The organism is Psychrobacter sp. NZS113 (assembly GCF_015864825.1).
Lineage (GTDB): Bacteria > Pseudomonadota > Gammaproteobacteria > Pseudomonadales > Moraxellaceae > Psychrobacter.
Genome location: NZ_JADYWL010000002.1, coordinates 368,941 through 388,724, shown reverse-complemented (window position 1 = coordinate 388,724; position 19,784 = coordinate 368,941). Strand labels below are relative to the sequence as shown.

Genomic DNA, 19,784 nt, shown 5'->3' with positions numbered 1-19,784 from the left:
CTTTTAGTATTTATAAGCGTCAGGCTTGAATGGGCCTTCGACTGATACACCTAAGTATTCAGCTTGCTTTTCAGTCAGCTTGGTTAAAGTACCGTTGAAGCCTGCAACCATCGCAGCGGCTACTTCTTCGTCTAATTTCTTAGGTAATACTTTTACGTATAAGTTATCAGTACGCTTGTCTGCTGGTAGCTCAGCGAACTTTTCTTCGAACAAATACATTTGAGCCAATACTTGGTTGGCAAATGAGCCGTCCATCACACGTGATGGGTGACCAGTCGCATTACCTAGGTTCACTAGACGACCTTCAGCAAGCAAGATCAAATAATCGTTCTCATCGTCTGAGCGGAAGATTTGATGTACTTGTGGCTTGATCTCAACCCAGCGCCAGTTGTCACGCATGAATTGGGTGTCAATTTCAGTATCAAAGTGACCAATGTTACAAACAACTGCACCAGGCTTAAGTGCTGCTAGCATATGTCTGTCACATACATGGTAGTTACCAGTCGTGGTCACAATCATGTCGGTATCTTCTAGCAGACGCGTGTTGATACTTGAAGCGCCGCCAGTGTTATCGCCATTGATGTAAGGTGACAATACTTCAAAGCCATCCATACAAGCCTGCATGGCACAGATAGGATCGACTTCTGATACACGTACGATCATGCCTTCTTGACGTAAGCTTTGCGTAGAGCCTTTACCTACATCGCCATAACCGATAACCAAAGCGCGGCGACCAGCAAGGAACATATCGGTAGCGCGTTTGATAGCATCGTTTAAGCTATGGCGGCAGCCGTACTTGTTGTCGTTTTTAGACTTAGTAACAGCGTCGTTGACGTTGATTGCTGGTACTTTAAGCGTACCTTTGCTTAACATCTCAACTAAGCGATGTACACCAGTGGTAGTCTCTTCTGAGATGCCATGGATATTATCAAGAAGCTCAGCATAGTCATTATGAATAAGAGCGGTCAAATCACCACCATCATCCAAAATTAGGTTGGCATCCCAAAGCTGACCTGATGCTTCGCCGCCAACGTGAACTTGCTGACGCAAGCACCATTCGTACTCTTCTTCTGTTTCGCCTTTCCAAGCATAAACAGAGATACCAGCAGCAGCAATTGCAGCAGCAGCATGATCTTGAGTTGAGAAGATGTTACATGATGTCCAGCGTACTTCAGCACCTAGCGCGACTAATGTCTCGATAAGTACGGCAGTTTGGATGGTCATGTGGATACAGCCAGCGATTTTTGCGCCTTTAAGCGGTTGATCGGCTTCGTAGCGACGACGCAAACCCATAAGGGCAGGCATTTCGGCTTCAGCAAGGGTGATTTCACGGCGGCCGTAATCAGCAAGGCTGATGTCAGCGACTTTATAGTCAGTGAAAGAGGGATCGATCGTATGGGCAGATGGGGTGTTAGACACTGCGTCCATAATATGCTCCTATCAGTGGTTAATTTATGATAAAAAGAATAAAAACGCAGGTGCCGTTGTTTGCGCTGTGAGTGACCAAAAATAGGACACTCGACAGTTAACCGAGCCTAACATAACCTATGATTTGCATGATTTTAGCTTTCAATGCAATATTCGTGGTCATGGCGCAACACCTCTCGGAGGGTGTCATTGTAATAGATGATGCTCACATTGTCACCCATAAAAAAGACCATCAATCGATGGTCTCTTGTAATAACAGAACGAACAACTCTAGTACCAGTTATAAGTTAATGAAGTGAAGAAGTTAGTGCCATCAGTGTCATAACCCGGTAGAGTAATATACTTTTCATTAGTAATATTATTTAAACGTGCAGTCATAGATAGATTGTCAGTGAGTTTATAGTTACCGCTTACATTTAACAAACCATAGCTGTCAACGCGTTGTGAATCGATGTTATCTGTACCACTATAGTAATCACCTACGTACTGATACTCAGCGCGAATATCTAAGCTTGGTAAGCGATAGCCCACATAAATCAGACCTTTGTGCTCAGGGCGAATGGCAAGAAAATTACCATCATTACTTTCGCCACTGTCATCTTTAGCTTGTTGATAATCATAGCTACCACCAAACAAGTAGTTATCAATAGTCCAATCCGAAGTTAATGAAATCCCTTTTATTTTGGCTTTAGCAACGTTTTCAGGAATATAACTAGGCGCGGAAGAAGTGATCAAATCTTCAACATCATTATAGTAGCCTGTCAAGCGCGTAGACTGTAATGGCGTACTGTATTCAACAAAGGCTTCATAGTTATCACTAGTTTCAGGTTCTAACTCTGGATTTGAGTAATTAGGGAAGTATAATTCATTGAAGGTGGGTGCGCGAAATCCTTTTGCATAGCTAGTACCAATACGCCAATCAGGGTTGATATGGTAAGCAGCACCTAAATTATAGGTAGTTTCATCACCGTACTGTGAGTTGTCATCATAGCGTAGGTTTGCTTGGGCATCGAATTGGTTGATATCAAATACATAGCCAAAAAATGCACTGGCTACATCACGATCATCAATTTCATAGGCACTACTGTCTAGGCTTTGATTTAGATATTCGATCCCATAAAAACCTTGACCAATAGAAAGCTGATGTTGACCTACCAAGCTGATTTGATCTTGCTCAGTATCATAATGACTACCATATGTTGGCGTATCCGTTTCATCAATAGAGTGACCGTATTGTAGCTTTACTGATGAGCCTGGCATATAGCGCCAATCAACAAAAGCCTGAGCCGCCCCATTTTCTTGATCTGAAAAAGCATCTACTGCGCCGTTATCAAATTCAGTTGTTGATTTGCTATATATAGCACTAGCACCCACCAGCAATTGCTCACTAATGCGTTGATTTAGAGCAATGCTAAAGTTATCACTCTCAAAGCCGTCATTATCACTGTTATAAATCGAATACTGATTATCAGGTTCAGGTAACGTTGCGTTAAAGCCGTCTGTTTCATTATGGCTGACTGACAAGCTTAGTGTGGTGCCAGTAGTATTGGCAAACTGTGCGCTAGCACCGTATAAGTATTGATCATTTGAGCCGATACCAGCGGTAACTGACATACTGCTTTGATCTATATTACTACCTTTGGTAAATATTTGAATCACACCGCCCATCGCATCTGCACCATAAATACTAGAGCCCGATGCACCATATAAAATTTCGATACGATCAATTTGGTCGGCAGGCAATAAGTTAAGTGCTGCGCCACCATTACTAACTGAGCTATAGCGTATGCCATCAATCAATACTAAGATTTGTTTGCTATCGTAACCGCGCATATAAAAGTTTGAGGTGGTACCCATGCCACCGTTAGTATAATGACTGATTCCAGGCTGTTGTTTTAATACTTCAAAGGCACTTTGCCCTTGATAATGTTTTAGCTCTTCACTATCGACCACGCGTGTCTGCGCAATAACATTACTAGCCTTAGTCGGTGTACGCGTTGCTGTTACTACAATTTCATCGAGCTCAACTTCTGGTACTTCATTGTTGCTTACGTCAGTCGCTGCTGTTGCATTTAAAGAAAATACGCCAAGTGCGCTTAGAACACACAAGCGAAGATAGGCAGTCGAAGAAGAACGTGGTAAAAACATAGTCAATTCCAGAGTAATCATATTGAGGAGTACAGAAATAAAAAATAACCATTTTGACGCTAATATGGTTAAAAATTACAAAAAGCAATAAGTTAGCAAAACTATGCTTATTATCTATAAAAATCACTACTTTATAAACCACTTTAACCTAATGTTTCTTCACGCTAACATGAATAACTTTCATGTTTAGTTGCTAATTATTCATTTTATAGTCTTTTCTGATTGTAAATACGCTAATTTTTATGAGAAATTCAAGATAAATTAGTGAGACATGGCTTGGGCAGTGATCGATATAGATAGCTACAAAAATGCGTAATCAAAAGCACTGCTGTGATAAATAATTGCTATCATAGTCAGAATTTCATTGTTCTCTATTGTACTATCCACAAGCTAAGAGGTTTGTTTTGTCTACTAAGTATCGTCTGATTCCCAGCACCGAGTTATCTTCACCATACTCAATCATTAAAGTACCATTACTCGCGATGGTATTGTTACTTGTGCTGCTGTTGAGTTTGTTATGGCCAACTCATACCTTTGCAGCAGAAGCCAGTTCATTGGGTATTAGTGAGAGTAGCAGTGAAGAGCCAGCAAGATCACCGCGACCGGACTCATTTGGGCGAGATACACCAAGGAATACGGTACAAGGGTTTATCAGCGCCTTGGGTGAAAATGACTACCTGCTGGCGAGTAACTATCTAAATTTATCGAAGTCTGACAATCCAACGACCATCGTACGGCAATTTAAGCAAGCGCTAGATGCAGGTGGCCGTTTTCAGCCGGATTTGCAGCTGAGCAATACGCCTGAGGGTAACCTCACTGATCAGCTGCCACCAGATCAAGAAAATGTGGGTGCGATTAATATTGGTGAAAAAAGTGTGTCACTGATACTCGAAAAAGTGACGTCTGAAAGAGATGAAAAGTATTGGCAGTTTTCAAGCGATACGCTCAGCTCGATACCGGAAGTAATAGAAAATACTGAACCAACTTTGGTATCTCGCTATACCATTGATTCATTGGATGGCAAAAAGCTTTTCGGTTATCAGTTGGCCGATTTGGTAGCGGCACTTACCATGATCGTCAGTAGCTTTATATTGACTTATATCATGGTTTGGCTGTTGTATCATCTATTGAGAATCACTTATCCGCATGTACGCGGTGTGACATTGCCATTACCGGATAAGGTGATACTGCCGCTTTCCGTGGTAATTATGGCACTGATACTGTCTGAGGTGATGGTATACGCTGGCGTGTCGGTGACCTTGCGCGAGCCAGTCAACCGATTTACAGAAATAGCTTCGTGGGTTGCGATAACATGGTTACTACTACGAGTCATCGATGCCATATTCACTCGTGCAGTAAATTTAAGCTATAAGAAAAACTATACTGAGCGAGTCTCCATCTTAGGGCTGCTGCGCAAAGTGGTAAAGGCGTTGCTGCTTATATTTGCTGTGATTGTCATTTTTGGCAATTTGGGTTTTGACCTAACCACAGGTATTGCTGCATTGGGTGTGGGTGGTTTAGCATTGGCACTGGGTGCACAAAAGACCATTGAAAACCTTGTCGGTAGTGTCGTCGTCGTCGCAGATTCGCCAGTACGAATCGGTGACTATTGTAAATTTGGTACTTATGAAGGCACGGTAATTGATATTGGTATCCGCTCATCGCGTGTGCGGACATTGACACGTACGGTTGTGACAGTACCAAATGGCGACTTTTCCTCGATGCAGATTGAAAACTTTACGTCTCGTGATATGTTTCGTTTTTTTCATCATTTATATTTGAAGCGTACTGCTGATCTTGATGTGATTTTCAAAATGGTAAATGACTTAGATGAGTTTATAAAAGAGCATGAGCTAACCAATCAAGAGTGGAATCAGGTTAATATTTTAGAGCTGCGTCAAGACTGCTACGTTATTCAGCTACAGGCTTATGTTAACTCTATCAATGTGGTTGAGTTCTATGACAAACAAAATATATTATTTGTTGATATCTTAAAGGAAGTCGCAAAATATAAGGTGGAACATGCATTGCCGACTCAGCAGCTTATCGTTGATCAAGCCGAGCTAGAGCTTCACATTGATAATGAGGATCAAAACCATAATCAAGAAAATAATGCCATTGAGACATTAAAAGAGGTATCAATTAGCAAGGATAGTGATATTGGCGATGACAGTTCTGATGAGCATACTGCTGTGGATCTAAATAAAGACAGTGACAGCACTAAGAGCGATGCAGCCGACCATCAAAAAAAGAAGGCGGCAGTAAAAAGCAAGAGAGGCCACACATTCAAAGGACTCATACATAAAAGCCATGTATTAAAGAAAAGTAAATTTAAGCATGTCAAAAAAAGACATAGCTTTTCTATATGGAACCAATTCTAGACTAGAAATTAAAGGGGTGTTGGTAAGGGTTTTACATATAGAGGTCGTTATCAATATGATATTTAAACGATGGTATTACTCACTTCTTTTAACACTAGTGCTTTATAGAGGCACTGCAGTTTTATTGCGTAATGCACCGTAATACGACCATAGCAATAGGCTGGCAGCACTACGGTGCGGTGACCAGTCTTGGGTCAGGTTCTTCAGTTGTTTCGGCGTCGGTCGCTCCGTCAAACCTAACAACTCCATTGCAGCCACTTTGATGGCTAAGTCATCGACAGCGAATACGTCTGCGCGTTTTAAAGAAAACAACAAGTACATCTCAGCTGTCCAGCGACCAATACCAGTGACGGCGGTTAGTGTATTTATGACATCTTCGTCTAACATAGTTTCTAATGCAGTAAAGTCTATATCGTGCTCGACCAATGAGCGAATATAACGAGTTTTTTGTTTAGACAGTCCTTGTGCTCGCAAAGTCTCGTCCGTTGCCTCAATGATTGCATTCGGTGTCGTCAAGCCTGCATCAACCAACCGTTGCCAAATGCTGGCTGCGGCAGCGACAGATAACTGCTGACCAACCATTGCTCTCATCAGCTGCTCAAACCCACCTGTATTGTGTCTAAGACTTGGCGTACCAACTTGCTTATGGACAGGCTCAAATCGTGGTTCGATAGCAATCAAAGCAGTGATATGCTCATTTAATGCTTCACGATTTTCGATCGTTTGTATACTCATGATAAGTTCACTTTAATAAAGAATGTGCATGAAAGTAATATGTATGTCTACAGCTTGCGACCATAGAAATAGACAATTTATTTATATAAAAAAGGACTGCTATTTGCAGTCCTTTTTATTTCTAATAATGAGCTAACAGTAATAATTACTCGCCATCTGCTTTAGGTTTTTTGAGTAATACCAACACCGCACCATTGCCGCCATCTTTAGGCGGAGCAGAGCAGAAAGCTAGTACTTCTGGTAATTGACGTAACCAACCGTTCACACACGTCTTTAGAATGGCCTCAGAACCTTTGCCATGAACTATTTTTACCATAGTCTCATTTTTTTGTTTCGCTTGACTCAGTAATTGCGTCATGGCGTCGCGAGCTTCTTCTATCGTACAACCATGAATATCTACGGCATCATACCAACGTAGCTTGCCTTTCTTAAGTTGATCAAAGATTTTGTTTTGCAAAGTTGGCTGTTTATACGATAAAAATGCTTCAGCAGCCACAGGATTGAGCAGTGCTTGCATATCTGACAAGCCTGCACCCAAGTCACTGGCTTCACTACCTTGAGCAGCCGCACGTTTAGACAGTGTGGTCGCATCAGGTTTGCCCGCTTTTGCTGCATTGGCAGGTGAGCGGACGTTTTTATCTTCAAGCTGATTGACACCATGCATGGCTTGCATAAACAGCACTTTATCATCATCAACATGTTCGCTGTTCATTTGCTTGACAGTCTTATTTACTTGTTTTTGTGTGGGTAATGACACAGGTTCAGTTGGCTTTTGATCCTCACCTTCAGGTGACGTGGTATCACGACCTTTGCTTAGTTGGCCTTTTAGCTCTTTAAGTTGGTCTTGCATTTCTTTTGAAAACAGAGAATTTGACATAAAAGTTAATGTATCGTTGGTTGATGAATGAATGACTTAATAGTCTATATCGTCGCTGGTTTTATACTAATATAAGCTTACGAGTCGTATCGCAGCCTAAGCTATTTTAGCTACTTTACTCGTCTGCTGCGACGCCCGCAAGTAAGGATTGTAACGCTTGTCCAGGATGATCGGTTTTCATAAACTGCTCACCGATTAAAAAGTGCTGAATATCATGACTTAACATCAGACGAATATCATCACTGCTATGAATGCCACTTTCGGTAACGATAAGCGGTTTAAGGGTTGTGTTGTCTACCGCTAATGCTTCGATTAAAATATTTTTTAGATCTAGTGTGGTTTGCAGATCGACGTCAAAAGTATTTAAGTCGCGATTATTAATGCCATAGATATTGTGTGCTGAGCGTGGCAATGTTAGGGCGCGCTCAAGCTCAGATTTGGTATGTATTTCTATCAACACATCCATACCTAGCTCGATACTCAGTGCATGTAGCTCGTGTACTTGCGTGTCATCAAGGCAAGCCATGATGAGTAGTATACAGTCTGCACCCATCAGATAAGATTGATAGATTTGGTATACATCTACCATAAAGTCTTTGCGCAATATCGGTAGGCTTGTGGCATTAGTCGCTTGAAGAAGATAGCTGTCATCGCCTTGAAAATAATCACGATCAGTCAATACTGATAAACAGCTGGCACCAGCTTGCTCATATTGCTGGGCAAATAACGCTGGTGCAAAGTTATGATTGATAATGCCTTTAGACGGTGATGCTTTTTTGATTTCAGCAATGATACCAATGTCAGCCGTACGTAAAGCCGCAGCAAAACCTCGGCGTGGTTTATTATCAGCTGTGACTTGCGCTTTTAAATCCTCAAGAGAAAGAATCTCACGCGCGGCTTTCACTTCTTCTATTTTGGTTGCGACAATGCGCTGCAATACTGAAGGTATGTCTGAGTGAGTTGTGGTCATACGGGTATCCAAATAATATTAAATGTAAATATAGTCAAAGAATTACTAAACGGCTACGGCGTTACCCTTCCTAGATGTACGACTTGTACAATCTGCAGTCGGCGGCCTTGTATCCGTTTTAGACTTCTTTGACTATAGGCAGTGGTGGCAAAGTTTGCATCATATGAGTGCTTATAAGTTAACCCTGAGCCACTAATTGCTGTGTGTAGTTGGCCAGAGACTCAAGCTTGAGCAGTGCATCACCATTTTGGATGGCTTTTTGCGCTCGGCTCACACCATTGGCGTAGTTGCTGGCAAGTCCTGCCGTATATATTGCCGCACCTGCATTTAGTGCAATCATATCACGCGCTTTGAGTACAGAGCGGTCATGAGTGTCGGCTCCAGATAATGCCGCACGAATCAGTTCCAGACTTTGCGCTGGAGAGTCGACATCGAGACCGATCAGTGTCTGCGATTCAATGCCAGCATCTTCTGGCATCATCTCATAAACAGATATTTCGCCATCTTTTAACTCAGCGACAGTAGTGGAGGTGGCAAGGCTGATCTCATCTAAACCATCTTTTGCACCCACGACCATCACATGACGGGCGCCCAAGTTTTTCATGACTTTGGCGATAGGCTCACACAGTTGGGCAGTGAAAACACCAATGACCAGATTGGGCGTGCCAGCAGGATTGGTTAATGGCCCTAAGATATTGAAAATCGTACGCGCTTTGAGTTCGCGGCGCACGGGTATGGCATAGCGCATGGCACTGTGATGATTGGGTGCGAACAGAAAGCCGATACCTTGGTTTTCGATACAGTCTTTTGCTTGTGCAGGTGTGAGCGCCAAACTAATACCCGCTTGCTCCAATAAATCTGAGCTACCCGATTTGCTAGACACGCCGCGGTTGCCGTGTTTGGCAACTTGCGCGCCAGCCGCTGCTGCCACAAGAGCAGAGGCGGTAGACACATTGAATAAATTAGCGCCATCGCCACCAGTGCCGACGATATCGACCAGATAATCACAGTTCTTTGGTTCGATATTAGAAGCCAAGGCACGCATGGCACTGGCCGATGCAGTAATCTCATCGATTGATTCACCTTTCATACGTAAGCCAGTCAAAATAGCGCCCATCATGGCATCACTACATCTGCCTTGCATGATGATCAGCATCACTTGATACATCTCATCGAAGGTCAAATCAATGTGTTGAAAAATTCTTTCTAACGATGCCGTCAATAATTTATGAATATCTACATCGGACATTTTAGTAATATTATCTGGCGTGTGATTGCCCTCTATTTTTGTTGTACTCATTATATTCTCGCTTAATATTTTTATATGTTTATTTTGATTAAATTGGGTTCTACTTTAATGCAGGTCGCTTATATTTAGTCGCTAATTAACCAACTTGTGGTAACTCGTTCGAGGCTAGCACTGCCAAATTATGTGTTTGCAAAAAGTTATTGAGCAGCTGATAACCTGCCTCGCTCAAAATAGACTCAGGATGGAATTGCACCCCTTCAATGGCAAAAGTTTTGTGGCGGATACCCATAATTTCCTCAATACTACCATCAGCATACTGTGTCCATGCGGTCAGATCGAGACAATCGGGTAGGCTGCGTTTGCCAATGACGAGCGAGTGGTAGCGAGTGACTTGTGATGGGTTAGGCAATTCAGCAAACACACCTTGACCGTTATGGTAGACGGCCGATAGCCGGCCGTGCATGACTTCACCCGCTTTGACCACTTGACCACCGAATGCTTGTCCAATGGCCTGATGACCCAAGCAAATACCCAATATCGGTATGACACCCTTGAATGTTTCGATCACTGCTAAAGAAATACCAGCCCGATCAGGATCACACGGCCCAGGACCGATGACAATTACATCTGGTGCAAGGGTTTGAATCTGTTCAATGGTGGCCTGATCATTACGCCAGACGGTGATGTCCTGCTGTAATTCACCGAAGTACTGTACGATATTGTACGTAAAGCTGTCGTAATTATCGATCATCAAAATCATTGGGTTTTCAACTTATGGATGTGATTGTATTTTTAGACTTATATTTATCTATAGTGCTTCTTTACTCAAGTGCTTTTTGACTCAAGTGCTTCTGGATTCATACGTTTGTAAGGCGCGGTTATCTTACCATTATTTTGTGGTCTATCAAATGTAGGGTACAGACTATCTAAGTAAGTCATGCGTAAAACTTATTTTACCTTACAATAATTTTGACGCAGTACCTGCGAGGAGAGTTTGGTTATTGGCTTGTTTGATATTTTTAAGTGTCAGATACGCACCAAAATAGAACATAGTTTAATTTGGTGCATTTTTTCGGAACCAAAATAGTGCAAAAACATGATGTATCATGTCTATAAACGAGACATAAGAGACGTATTATTCGTTGACAGGCCATACTTGATAAAGAATAAAGCGTGTCATAGGTAATTGTAATAATTGCTAATTAAGTTGAGAGGTATTGTCTCAGGTATGATTATTTTTATAAGTTGGCACAGCGTTTGCATCACTACTTTCATGATTATTTATGGCTGAAAATTGATTCAAAAATAATTATTAATAAGTGCTGGAAGAATTTACTATTGTGAGTTATATGTTGTTAGAATGAGAAAAAGCATTACAACCATGTCTTGACTAAAGACATTGACAGTGCTGATAATAAGCATAATATTGAAGGCGCTATTTAGTATTAAGAGCACAGCTGATATTTTTGAACCAGTAAATTGCACCAGTCACTTTAAATCGCAATAACGTGATCAACACAACGGAGATTATTTATGTCGAACAAATTATTAGACCTTATCAAATCAACAAATGCTAAATGGGTTGACTTTCGTTTTACCGATACCCGTGGTAAAGAACAACATATCAGCTTTCCTTCACATACCATTGACGAAGAAGTAATGGAAGACGGCAAGATGTTTGATGGTTCATCTATTGCTGGTTGGAAAGGTATTGAAGCCTCAGATATGATCTTGCGCCCAGATCCAGAAACCGCTTTTGTTGACCCGTTCTTTGATTCAGTTACCGTTGTCGTTACTTGTGACATTATCGAGCCATCAACGCTACAAGGCTATGAGCGTGACCCACGCTCTATCGCACGTCGCGCTGAAGAGTACTTAAAGTCTACTGGTATTGGTGATACTGCTTATTTTGGTCCTGAGCCTGAATTCTTTATCTTTGATGACGTGAAGTGGTCAATTGATATGTCTGGTGTTAGCCATAAAATCACTGCTGAAGAAGCAGCATGGTCAACAGGCGAGACGTATGAGTGGGGCAACATGGCGCATCGTCCACGTGTCAAAGGTGGCTATTTCCCAGTACCGCCTATCGATAGTTCACAAGATATGCGTTCAGTGATGTGTGAACGTATCGAAGACATCGTTGGTGCAGGTAGCGTTGAAGTACATCACCATGAAGTAGCGTCTTGCCAGTCTGAAATTGGTGTAGCGTTCAACACGATGGTACGTAAGGCAGATGAAGTGCAACAGCTAAAGTATGTTGTTCATAACGTTGCGCATCAGTTTGGTAAAACGGCCACCTTTATGCCTAAGCCAATCGTTGGTGACAATGGTTCAGGTATGCACGTGCATATGTCTATCTCTAAAGATGGCGTAAACACGTTCTCTGGTGATGAATACGCTGGTTTGTCTGAAACAGCTCTGTTCTTCGTTGGTGGTATCATCAAGCATGCTCGTGCTTTGAACGCAATTACCAACCCATCGACCAACAGCTATAAGCGCCTAGTACCACATTATGAAGCGCCTATTAAACTTGCTTATTCAGCATCTAACCGTTCAGCGTCTATCCGTATTCCACACGTGAGCAGCCCTAAAGCGGTACGTGTTGAAGCCCGTTTCCCTGATCCAACAGCGAACCCATACTTAGCATTTGCTGCATTGTTGATGGCCGGCCTTGACGGTATCCAAAACAAAATGCATCCAGGTGAAGCTGCTGACAAAAACTTGTATGACTTGCCACCAGAAGAAGAAGCACAAATCCCAACGGTTGCAGAGAGCTTAGACGTAGCACTACAAGCATTGCGTGACGATCATGACTTCTTATTAAAAGGTGATGTGTTCACTGAAGACATGCTAGAAGCGTTTATCGCTTTGAAAGAAGAAGAAGTACAACGTCTGAACGTGACTGTACATCCAGTTGAGTTCGATATGTACTACAGCTGCTAATTAGTCGCTAAAGCACTCAGTTATTTTGAGTCAAAAAGACCAGCTAAGTTATTCTTAGCTGGTCTTTTTATGCGCGAAATAATTGGTCAGATGCCATAACTAATTTTCCTTGAAATCATTGCTGATTTAACACCAAAAATATCGCATAATGGTTGTCATAATACTATATTAATAGTGAACACTATAACTGGGTTAACTGATTATGATCTCATTATCAAAACTGATTTTCTCAAAAGGCAATATAGGGCTGTTGACGGCTATGATTATGAGTGCCGCCAGTCTCTACGCCCCTTTGGCAAATGCCTCTGCTATTTACAAAGTCGTTGATGAAAAGACGGGCCAAGTCACCTTTACCGACCGTCCACAGAATTATGAGCAGCAAGAGGATAAACAAGTCAGTCAGACCAGTGTGATGACTAGCAGTGATGCTTTTAGTTCAAGTAACAATAGCAATGCAAGTAGTCAGTCGAGCAGTACGGCACAGACTCCCACCGCAGAGACGACTATTACACCTGATGCTGATAGTCCAAGCAGTTTGGCCGTCACGACCGCAGTCAGTTATCAGCTTACGATCACTGAGCCTAGCGAAGAGCGTGCTTATCGTCGCCCAGCACAAAGTATCGATGTCAAGGTACAAGTAGATCCAGCCTTGCAAGCAGGCGATAACGTGAGTATTTATTTAGATGGTGATGAGATGGCGCAGGGTCTCAGTGCTTCCATCCCAACGCTAGATATTTTACCAGGATCGCACAGTATCACGGCAGTTGTGACCGATAAGGCAGGAGGCACGCTCCAGCAGGTTGAGCGTACCATTTATGTGATTCAGAACAACACCACATTGCAAGATAATAAAAGAAAGGCAGAACAGATTTCAGCCTATCAAAACCTCTCGTTGTATCAAAAATTATTGCTAAAGTTAAGTCAGAGTGATTAAAGCTTGTCTTATTGATGAATAACGATGGCATAAATAACAGCTTAAGAAAAAAGGCAAGCACCCTAATGGCGCTTGCCTTTTTAGTATGAATAGTTCAATTTATAAATGAACCAACTACTAGTATAAGTTGATTTACTTAGTCAGCTCAATCGTACCGTTTGCCGTCACAGAGATTGTAGTGTTGCCAGACTCAAAGCTTTGGCTTGGTACTGACTCAAGTGAGTCTGATTTCATGCTCATGGCGCTATACATCGGACGCGGGTAGTTACTACCTGTATTTAGGTTGACGTTCACCACGCGATAGCCGCGAGCATTCCATGCGCTAGTTAGGTTTTTAGCTTGTTGCTGAAACGCGCGAGAGGCACTGGTCATTAGCTTCTGTTCTAGCGCATCTTTTTTAGCATCTGATACACCAAAGCTGAGATTTTCCATGACAAGCGTTTCTTGTAGATCAGCGATGAGCTGACTGGTCGCGGCAAAGTCAGTACTCTTCAAATCTATATTGGCTTGTCCTGTCCAGCCTATGATTTTATTATCTTTGTCATAACGAGGGTAGGTGCGTTGTTGTCCTGTGCTGACAGTGACGCTAGGATAGCGCTTGGCGATTTTCATGGCATTGTTGATAGAGGTGTTGAGCGTAGTGGCCAATGCTTTTGAGTCTGTTGCCTGTGCTTTTTTGTATAAGCTGGCTCGTACTTCATCATTTTGCACTTCTTCTTTTACTTCTGTTTGAAAAGTAAGCTGGTCGTAGCCAGTTGGTTCTGCATGCGCGCTACCCATCATAGTGGTTAATAGAAGTGCAGAGCCAGTCGTTAGGGCTGCTTTGTTTAGTAGAGTGGTTTTCATTACTATCTCCTCAGTAAGTTATATCAATGATAAAGAGAGAAGCCATCATTAAACGCTATCTCTCTCTATTAAAAGCGGTGCATTTTATTTGTTAGTTGCTATCCATCATGCTCAGCTTTATAGGCTAACATAGCAAAATTCAGATGCAATGCTGTGATAATTTTGTCACCTAAGTTACTGATTTTTTTGCCTTACAAAAACAGTTTTATAATAGGGGTTGTAAAATTAAAAAAATCTTGTATAATTTGCAACTGGTGGCTCCATTGGTAGCCTCGCAACATTGTTCTATGAATCCCGCCAGGACCGGAAGGTAGCAACGGTAATAGTCACGATGTGTGCCGAGGATGTGCTTTTGGAGTCGCTTTTTTTTGCCTAAAATTTGATAATTGGTTCTATAATCAGCCAGAAACGCTAGTATTATGTATTAAGCCCTTCATTGTAAAGGGCTTTTTTTTGCGTTAATTTTATCCATTTTATATTTCGATTTCTTATTCAATTTCTAAACTTCATTGATTAATATGAGTTAAAATACAATGTATTAACTTTTTAGTAACATTAGAGTGTGTTGAATATTCATTGAAAGTCGCTGTCAGTGCGATGGTGGAGTATGCAACAGGCCTTAATATCAATACGAAACGTTTTAGGATTTGATTATGAAGATGTTTGTCTGGCTGTTTATTGCCTTTGTGGTGTTGGTGGTTGTATTTGGGGTATCCATATTTAATAAATTGGTACGCGCCCGTAACCAAGCAAAAAATGGTTTTGCTCAGATCGATGTGCAGCTGAAACGCCGTCATGATTTGATTCCGAATCTCGTTGAGACGGCCAAGCGTTATTTGACGCATGAAGAAGAAACGCTCACTCGCGTCATCAGCGCACGTAACCATGCCCAAAGCTTGCAGGACTCGAGTAAACACCAGCCAGACTCACTGGAACATATGGCCTTATTTGCCAAAGCAGAGAGTATGCTGTCCAAAGCATTGGGACAGTTCTCAGCTGTCGTGGAAGCATATCCTGAGCTAAAAGCAGACAGTATCATTAAAGAGCTGATGGATGAGCTAACCAATACAGAGAATCGAATTGGTTTTGCACGTCAGCACTATAACGATAGTGTGATGTTTTATAATAATGATCGCGAAGTATTCCCCAACAATCTGGTTAGCACTACTTTTGGCTTTCGCCCATTAAGTCAGTTGGTGTTTGAAGATAGAAAAGCGATTGCTCAAGCCCCCGTTGTCAATATGGGCTGATATTCACATGCGTTCGGCTATGTTTAGATAATATAAAATTTAGACCATATAAAGTTTAGGTAAGACAAGTAGATGGATTTTTTTGGTGAACAGCGCACACGTACTCAGCGCAGTCTATTGCTCTATGGGCTGTTTTTTCTCATTGTATTTGCGCATATGGCAGTGGCGCTCGGTGTCATGGCCCTGTTGCTCACGTTATTTACGGGTGGCATTTATTATTGGGCATTAGTCCTGGTCATTATCTGGACATTAGGTAGCTTCGTTGGTGGTAGTTTTTTGGAGTATCGTCGTCTAAAAGCGGGCGGTCGTGCTATTGCTCAGCGCGTAGGGGCTGTTAGGTTGTTTATTGATCATAGCCAAGACGCTTGGGAGCACAGTCAGGGCATTGCTCATCAGCATGAGCCTGTACAAAAGGTTCGCTATAATGCACGTCATATTGCGGTGCGTGATGAGCGTGATTTTCCGCCAGTCTACCGTCGCTATTATGAAATTGCGCAACAGTTGGCCATTGCTTCAGGCTTGAGTATGCCTATTCTGTATGTGCTGCCTGATGAGCAAGGCATCAATGGTTTCGTGGCGGGTCGGCACAGTCAGGATATGGTGTTGGTCGTGACGCAAGGCGCACTGGATAAGCTGTCTGATGAGGCTTTGTACGGGCTCATCGGTCATGAGTATGGTCATATCCTCCATGGCGATGCCACCTTCAATCTGCAGCTGATGGTAGTGTTGGCAGGCTTGCAGATACTATATGACTGGAGCGATCCTATCGGTAATGGCAATTATTTTGATAATGCCGTCAACCAAAACCTCGATCTATCACAAAAGTCCATCGATAATCATGCCCGCAGTACCGAAGCGAAAACCGCAAGCTTTACCACTCATAGTGAGTGGGTGGCGTACTGGCAAAGTCAGTCAAAAAATCAACAATCAACCGCAAAAATTCAGTCGAAATGGCTACAAAATAAACCGGTAGTAGATCGCCAAGCGCCTCGTAGCGTTTGGACATTGTTGTTACATGGGTTGAGTTTTTCGAGCATGGCCAGTGCGCAGCTAATCAAACATAGCTTCAACCGTGAGCGTGAACTGCTTGCCGACGCGACCAGTGTGCAGCTGACGCGCTCTCCTGCGATTATGGAGACACTAAAAGCCATCCACCAAGATTCACTTGGTTCACGCTTGACAGGTATCACTGATATCAATGGACTCAGTCATTTTTTCTTTGCCAGTAGTGGCACAGACCTGGGGGATGTCTCTTGGTTTGCGACTCATCCCAGTTTGTCCGAGCGTATGGGTGCTATCAATGCCAATGCTTACCATAAGTTTGCCGTACAAGTTGCCAAAGAGAAGCGCATCAATCAGCAAAAAATAAAAGAAATATATGAGCAGCGTCGACTCGGGGACGTGGGTAAAGTAAAAACAAATAGCCTAAGTATAGATAAAAAAGAAAATACTGACAAACAATTACCCCACGCAGAACTACTTTCTACTCAAGCATTGAATAATGGAGTAGAGAAAGAAGAGAAAGGGCTAGATTTCGTTGTAGCGCAAGATGTCGTCATTGATGGGCGATTGCAGGTGCAGTCGCAAGATATGGATGTCCATGAACGGTTAAAACCTTGGCAGGCCAAACCTGATAGCGATTTGCCATCGGCAGCGCTGATTAGCATCGATGATATTGAAAAAGTCTCGCTGCCACAGTATGTGCTCAATCACAGTCACCACCCGTTAGGCGCACAGGCCTTGATTGAAGTGGTGATGCTATGCCATCAGGGTCAAGCCCTAGTAACGACAAGCACTTATGACTTGGCTGACATTTGGTACGAAGTTACTACCAATAAAACCGATGATCATCGCCAAGCGCAAATACTACCGCATGCCATCGACCATAAATTGATAGAAACCGTGGCGAGTATCGATCGACGATTAGACAGTGCGCTAATCACAACTGCCATAAAAAATTTGAGTCAGCATAATTTATCCGAAAGTGTGATTGCAGAGCTACGTCTGAAGCATGAGAGCAGCCACAGCAATGAAAGCTATCAGCATTATAGTCAGCAAAAAAAATGTCGTATGATGCTTATGCGCTATCAACAAGGTATCACTGAACTTTTTAACGGCCAGTTAACTGCTGATTTGAGTATAGACTTAGCGGATAAGATGACGGATCAAGGTTTTCTTACGCATAGTATTCAGTCAGAATCAGCTGACGCCAAAAGTGATGCGTCTTGGATGCCTTCTATTTTGTCATTATGGCAAGCGCTGCATTTACAACAGCTGTTACCGGTACTATCTACGGTGCTAAGTGATGAGCCGTCACATGCAAGTAAGTATGAGTCATGGCAGCATACATTGAGAGCTGGTACAAAGGTGATATATGCTCAGCTTGATCCTTCAGGTCAGGTCTTTGCTCGACTGAACGATGTTAAGAGAACGATGCTGATTTTACTGGCATATCGTTTATCAAAAGATGTCAAAGGCCAAATGACATCAGCGCTATATAGTTCAAAGCTTAATAGTTCAAAGCTTGATAGTTCAAAGCTTGATAGTTCAATGCTTGATAGTTCAATGCTTAACTATAACGATGCTAGTGTGGCCCACTATATCGTGGACTTGCGCCGCCATGCACGTTTGATTGATATTGATTTAGCAGCCATTAGCGATGCCAATCTACAGTGGTTGCTGTTGACGGCACAAAACCTCAATAGTATTCAGCTATTGGCCTTGATAGAGACTGTGCCTGTGTGCATAGCCTCTACCGTTAAGTCGTCTGCAATAGGTGACAAACGCAGTGATAATTATCAAGAGAGACAACAGGGCCTCAATCAAATAGATTATAATGATACCACTGGTGAGAGTTACACCTATAATAATTATCAGCAATGGCTGAGTACATTGCATACGGTGATGTTACACGATACGATAGTCAGCCAAGATGAGTATGATTGCCTAATGCTGCTTTCAGAGGGCTGGCTAGGCGTTCGAAAGCTCTTTTGAATACTATGACTGAGTGATGTTACTGAGTGAAGTGTGTAGGCATTGTTTGATACGCATTGGTCTGACTAGAAGTTGCATGATTCAAGTTGTTATTTGACATTTTTTAATACAGATATTCTGTAAACCCATCTTAGATGAGTAGGATAGTAAAGACGTATGAGTGACATTGCAGACCCGCTAATTGTATTGCAACATCGTATGCAGCAGCGTCAAATTTTAGCGATGATGGGTATCAATCAGTGGGTGCAGCCAAGCTCAGCCACCATCAATATGGCAGATATCTCTGCGCCTACTATTTCTGATTCTACAATTGATACGCCTACTCAGGCTGTGTCGTCTGTTACTAACATTGAACAACCAAGTATAGAGCAGCAAAGTAATGCTGCTGTGAGCATCGAGATGTCAAATATAGCATTTGCTGATTCTGTATCAGCGGCCATCGATGATGACGCCACGCGCAACTATTACCATGATACTAATGATGTAGAGTTAGAATCACCTAACGAACAAAGCCCTGTCACTTATAGTTTTGATACCACTACTCCTGATGTGGCAGTTAGACCTCTCGTAGATAACATAGCTCAGCAAACCACTGCTGCTATCGGGCAGAGTCCTATTGCGCATATAAATAATGATGATAGCTTTAAGAAAGTATCCCCATTTGATTTGCAAGGCGGTCGCTATGGTGATTGGGTGGTTTTGGTTGATATCCAAGCACTCAATAATGACAGTCAAAAGCTATGGCAAAATATTACCCAAGCGTTATCCATCACTTGTGAGACCACCTCTTTTCCTATTTGTGAAGGTATGGATACCGCAGAGCTTGCCAATGCCAGTCTTGCTGGATATGTCTTTAAAATTGGTCGCAGTGAAGACATACAAGTGATAGCGTTGACTGAATTGCCTGAAGGGCTTGAGCATCCGACGCTTACGGCTGTGCCCACGTTAGATGAAATGCTCACTGATAGCAGCTTAAAGCGTCAGCTTTGGGATAAATTATCGGGTTAAGCCAGTTGACCATTGGTGTGG

General features: G+C 42.4%; 14 protein-coding genes and 1 other RNA gene. 7 read left to right on the top strand and 8 right to left on the bottom strand.

What is annotated here, in order from left to right:
- Positions 1 to 3: 3 nt before the first annotated feature.
- Together ahcY and I6E61_RS04360 are read right to left on the bottom strand one after the other, a co-directional pair.
- Positions 4 to 1,428 carry an adenosylhomocysteinase gene (gene ahcY, locus I6E61_RS04365; RefSeq protein ID WP_197130401.1) on the bottom strand — a complete coding sequence of 475 codons (1,425 nt, stop codon included), beginning with the start codon at positions 1,426 to 1,428 and terminating at the stop codon, positions 4 to 6.
- A gap of 270 nt (positions 1,429 to 1,698) precedes the next feature.
- Positions 1,699 to 3,576, bottom strand: coding sequence for a TonB-dependent siderophore receptor (locus I6E61_RS04360; protein WP_197130398.1), 1,878 nt, complete (start codon positions 3,574 to 3,576; stop codon positions 1,699 to 1,701).
- A gap of 404 nt (positions 3,577 to 3,980) precedes the next feature.
- Between I6E61_RS04360 and I6E61_RS04355 the strand changes: the two genes are divergently transcribed.
- Complete coding sequence (locus I6E61_RS04355) at positions 3,981 to 5,957, top strand: mechanosensitive ion channel family protein (RefSeq protein WP_227685667.1); 1,977 nt, start codon at positions 3,981 to 3,983, stop codon at positions 5,955 to 5,957.
- Positions 5,958 to 6,059: 102 nt separating this feature from the next.
- Here the strand turns inward: I6E61_RS04355 and I6E61_RS04350 are convergent, their stop codons facing one another.
- From I6E61_RS04350 to I6E61_RS04330, 5 genes are all read right to left on the bottom strand, one after another.
- Positions 6,060 to 6,692, bottom strand: a complete 633-nt coding sequence (locus I6E61_RS04350) for a DNA-3-methyladenine glycosylase (protein ID WP_197130396.1) — start codon at positions 6,690 to 6,692, stop codon at positions 6,060 to 6,062.
- A 145-nt stretch (positions 6,693 to 6,837) separates the two neighbouring features.
- Positions 6,838 to 7,569: a Smr/MutS family protein gene (locus I6E61_RS04345; protein ID WP_197130394.1), complete on the bottom strand. Its 732-nt coding sequence runs from the start codon at positions 7,567 to 7,569 to the stop codon at positions 6,838 to 6,840.
- A 115-nt stretch (positions 7,570 to 7,684) separates the two neighbouring features.
- Positions 7,685 to 8,539 (bottom strand): indole-3-glycerol phosphate synthase TrpC, encoded by an 855-nt coding sequence (gene trpC, locus I6E61_RS04340; protein ID WP_197130391.1) that lies wholly within the window; start codon positions 8,537 to 8,539, stop codon positions 7,685 to 7,687.
- A gap of 178 nt (positions 8,540 to 8,717) precedes the next feature.
- Positions 8,718 to 9,839, bottom strand: a complete 1,122-nt coding sequence (gene trpD / locus I6E61_RS04335; protein WP_197130388.1) for an anthranilate phosphoribosyltransferase — start codon at positions 9,837 to 9,839, stop codon at positions 8,718 to 8,720.
- Positions 9,840 to 9,924: 85 nt separating this feature from the next.
- The gene (locus tag I6E61_RS04330) at positions 9,925 to 10,548 is read right to left on the bottom strand and encodes an aminodeoxychorismate/anthranilate synthase component II (RefSeq protein WP_197130386.1); all 624 of its coding nucleotides are present in this window, start codon (positions 10,546 to 10,548) and stop codon (positions 9,925 to 9,927) included.
- A 773-nt stretch (positions 10,549 to 11,321) separates the two neighbouring features.
- Between I6E61_RS04330 and glnA the strand changes: the two genes are divergently transcribed.
- Together glnA and I6E61_RS04320 are read left to right on the top strand one after the other, a co-directional pair.
- Entirely contained in the window at positions 11,322 to 12,731 is a 1,410-nt protein-coding gene (gene glnA / locus I6E61_RS04325) for a type I glutamate--ammonia ligase (RefSeq protein WP_197130383.1), read from the top strand.
- 202 nt (positions 12,732 to 12,933) lie between these two features.
- Positions 12,934 to 13,665, top strand: a complete 732-nt coding sequence (locus I6E61_RS04320) for a DUF4124 domain-containing protein (protein WP_197130380.1) — start codon at positions 12,934 to 12,936, stop codon at positions 13,663 to 13,665.
- Positions 13,666 to 13,797: 132 nt separating this feature from the next.
- Here I6E61_RS04320 and I6E61_RS04315 read toward each other — a convergent pair whose 3' ends face one another.
- Positions 13,798 to 14,511 (bottom strand): SIMPL domain-containing protein, encoded by a 714-nt coding sequence (locus I6E61_RS04315; protein ID WP_197130377.1) that lies wholly within the window; start codon positions 14,509 to 14,511, stop codon positions 13,798 to 13,800.
- A gap of 261 nt (positions 14,512 to 14,772) precedes the next feature.
- Here I6E61_RS04315 and ffs point away from each other — a divergent pair.
- The 4 genes from ffs to I6E61_RS04295 all read left to right on the top strand — a co-directional run bounded on the left by ffs (position 14,773) and on the right by I6E61_RS04295 (position 19,763).
- An RNA gene (gene ffs, locus I6E61_RS04310) (signal recognition particle sRNA small type) lies at positions 14,773 to 14,869 on the top strand.
- A gap of 295 nt (positions 14,870 to 15,164) precedes the next feature.
- On the top strand, positions 15,165 to 15,761 hold the full coding sequence (locus I6E61_RS04305; protein ID WP_194196619.1) for a LemA family protein: 597 nt from the start codon (positions 15,165 to 15,167) through the stop codon (positions 15,759 to 15,761).
- 72 nt (positions 15,762 to 15,833) lie between these two features.
- Positions 15,834 to 18,755 (top strand): M48 family metalloprotease, encoded by a 2,922-nt coding sequence (locus tag I6E61_RS04300; protein WP_197130375.1) that lies wholly within the window; start codon positions 15,834 to 15,836, stop codon positions 18,753 to 18,755.
- A 156-nt stretch (positions 18,756 to 18,911) separates the two neighbouring features.
- Positions 18,912 to 19,763: a hypothetical protein gene (locus tag I6E61_RS04295; protein WP_197130362.1), complete on the top strand. Its 852-nt coding sequence runs from the start codon at positions 18,912 to 18,914 to the stop codon at positions 19,761 to 19,763.
- Positions 19,764 to 19,784 lie beyond the last annotated feature (21 nt).